Source organism: Peterkaempfera griseoplana (assembly GCF_001418575.1).
GTDB lineage: Bacteria > Actinomycetota > Actinomycetes > Streptomycetales > Streptomycetaceae > Peterkaempfera > Peterkaempfera griseoplana.
On sequence record NZ_LIQR01000490.1, the window covers coordinates 1 to 3333 of the forward strand.

At 73.0% G+C, this 3333-nt stretch carries 2 protein-coding genes; both read right to left on the minus strand.

Features of this window, described 5'->3' with window-relative positions:
- Nucleotides 1–2396 (minus strand): condensation domain-containing protein (locus AOK09_RS30750; protein WP_157876101.1); only part of this gene is annotated, 2396 nt, incomplete at its 3' end.
- Nucleotides 2396–3333: AMP-binding enzyme (locus tag AOK09_RS30755; RefSeq protein WP_157876102.1), on the minus strand; the 938-nt coding region annotated here is incomplete at its 5' end. The genes AOK09_RS30755 and AOK09_RS30750, both read right to left, overlap by 1 nt.

Genomic DNA, 3333 nt, shown 5'->3' on the forward strand with positions numbered 1-3333 from the left:
ACGTAGAACCGGGTGTTGGCGATCGGCGAGCCCACCGGCACCACACCCGCCGCCACCGACTCCGCCGACAACCGGCCCGTCGCCACCCCGATCGTCGTCTCCGTCGGCCCGTAGTGGTTGAAGACCGCGCGGTCCCCCGCCGCCTCCAGGACCTCCGCCACCCACGCCGCCGGCGCCGCCTCACCACCCAGCACCAGCGACCGGGCCGGCAGCACGGCCTCCGTACCGGCCACGCCGCCCAGCGCCGCCAGATGCGACGGCACCGCCTTCAGATAATCAATTCCGAACTCGGCCACATACGACGCCACCGCACCCGGATCCGTCGCCGCACCCTCACCCAGCACATGCAGCTCACCCCCCGAGACCAGGCTCGCGAACAGCATCGTGTTGCCCAGGTCGGTGACCTGGGCCTGGAGCAGGGCGTAGCGCCCGCCGACCACGCCGAGCCCCAGACGCCCCACCACCGACGACACATAGTTCGTCAGCGATCCGTGGGTCACCGCCACGCCCTTGGGCAGCCCGGTCGAACCCGATGTGTAGATCACATACGCCAGTGCGCCCGGGGCGACGGCGGTCCGCAGTCCGGTGGCCGCCGGCCCGCCGTCCGCGGCGGAGGGGTCGTCCAGGGCCAGCATCGCCACTCCGTCGGCCGGGAGCCCGGAGAGGGTGGCAGCGGTGCCGACCAGCAGCGCGGTTGCGCTGTCGTCCAGGACGAACGCCAGGCGCTCGGCCGACTGCTCGGGGTCGACGGGCAGGTAGGCCGCTCCGGCCTTCCAGACCGCCAGCACGGCCGTGATCATGTCGATGCCCCGGGGCAGGCACAGCGCCACCACGGACTCCGCGCCCACGCCCCGGCCGGCCAGGCGGTGCGCCAGCCGGGCCGCCCGCGCGTCCAGCTCCGCGTACGACACCCGGACGCCCTCGCACACCAGCGCCACCGCGTCCGGGGTGCGCGCCGCCTGCGCCTCGAACAGCTCGGGGACGGTCGCACCCGGGACCTCGGCGGCGGTGTCGTTCCACTCGGCCAGCACCTGGCGGCGCTCGGCCTCAGCCATCACATCCACGGCGCTCAGCCGCGTCTCCGGGTCGTCGGACACCGTCCGCAGCACCCGTCCGAAGCGCTCCATGAGCTGCTCCACGGTGGCGCGCTCGAACAGGTCCGCGGCGGCGGTCACCGCACCGTGGAGCCCCGCCGGGGCGCCCTCCGCGTCGAACTCCTCCTCGATGCCGAGGTCGAGGTCGAACTTGGCGGCCGACACGCTGTCCGACAGCTCGGGCACATCGACGGCCACCACGCCCGGCAGGTCCAGGACCGCCTCGGCGTTGTTCTGCACGGTGAGCATCACCTGGAAGAGCGGGTGGAGCGCCAGGGAGCGGGACGGTGCCAGCTCCTCGACCAGCCGCTCGAAGGGCACGTCCTGGTGGGCGAACGCGGAGAGCCCGGTCTCCCGCACCCGGCCGAGTATCTGACGGAACGTCGGGTCCCCCGACAGGTCCGTCCGCATCACCAGGGTGTTGACGAAGAACCCGACCAGGTCGTCCAGCGCGACATCGGTGCGTCCGGCGTTGGCCGAGCCGACGGGGATGTCGGTGCCCGCGCCCAGTCGCGACAGCAGCACCGCCAGCGCCGCCTGCAGCACCATGAAAGTGGTGACGCCTTCGGCCCGCGCCACCTCCACCAGCCGCGCGTGCACCTCCGCCGGCACCTCGACCGGCACCTGGTGACCCCGGTAGGAGGCCACTGCGGGGCGCGGCCGGTCGAAGGGGAGCTCCAGCTCCTCGGGCGCGCCGTCCAGTGTCCGGCGCCAGTAGGCGACCTGCCGCGACAGGACGCTCTCGGGGTCGTTCTCGTCACCGAGCAGCTCGCGCTGCCAGAGCGTGTAGTCGGCGTACTGCACCGGCAGCGGCTCCCACTGGGGGGCCAGTCCCTCGCAGCGGGCCGTGTACGCCACGGCGAGGTCCCGGGCCAGCGGGCCGGTCGACCAGCCGTCGCTGGCGATGTGGTGCACCAGGACCAGCAGCACATGCTCGTCCGGCGCCGAGGAGAACAGCCAGGCGCGGATCGGCACCTCGGAGGAGAGGTCGAAGGCGTAGGCCGCAGCCTCCGCGACGGCGTCGGTCAGTTCGGCGCCGGAGGCGGAGAGGTCGACCGTCTGCAGCTCCCAGTCCACCTCGGCGGGTTCCAGGATGCGCTGGTAGGGCTCTCCGTCCGCCGTCCCGAAGACGGTGCGCAGCACCTCGTGGCGGTCCATGACGTCCCGCAGGGCGGCGTCCAGCGCCTCCGGGCGCACCAGACCCGACAGGCGGAGCGCCATCGGGATGTTGTAGGTGGCGCTCGGCCCTTCCAGCTGGCCGATGAACCACAGGCGGCGCTGCGCGAAAGACAACGGGAACATCAGGACTCCTTCTGCTTGCGCATCGGCCGCAACGCGGGCCTCTCCGACTTCTGGTTTCCGAGCTGCCGTGCAAGCCCTGCCACGGTGGGCGCGTCGAACAGCGCCCTGATCTCCACTTCGACGCCCATCACGGCCCTGATCCGGCTGGCCAGACGCACCGCGAGCAGTGAGTGCCCGCCCAGTGCGAAGAAGTCGTCATCGATGCCGACCTCGGGCAACCCGAGCACTTCGGCGAAGACGTCGCAGAGGGTCTGCTCCTGGGGTGTCGACGCCCGGCGGCCGCTGCCCGCCCTCCCGGCGTCGGGGCCGGGTACGGGCAGTGCCCCGCGGTCGAGTTTTCCGTTGACGGTCAGGGGGAGGGCGTCCAGCACCACCACCGCGGACGGAACCATGTACTCCGGCAGCCGCTGTCCGGCCAGCGCCCGCACGGACGCCGCCAGCTCACCACCCCCACCCGGCTCGCCCTCGCCGCCGGTCGCCGGCACCACGTAGGCCACCAGCCGGGCCCCACCCGGACCGTCCTCACGGGCGACGACGGCGGCCTGGGCGACCTGGGGATGCGCCGCGACCGCGGTCTGCACCTCACCCAGCTCCACCCGGAAGCCGCGGATCTTCACCTGCTCGTCCGCCCGGCCGGCGAAGACCAGCTGGCCGTCCTCACCCCAGCGGGCCAGGTCACCCGTCCGGTACATCCGCGAGCCCGCCTCGAACGGGCACGCCACGAACCGCTCGCCCGTCAGACTCCCCCGGTGCACATAGCCCCGTGCCAGCTGCGCCCCGGCCACGTACAACTCGCCGACCACGCCCGGAGCCACCGGCTCCAGCCCGCCGTCCAGCACATACAACCGGCTGTTCGCCGCCGGCGACCCGAACGGCACCACCCCCTCGCGTTCCGGATCCACCTCACCCACGGCCACGATCACGGTCGCCTCGGTGG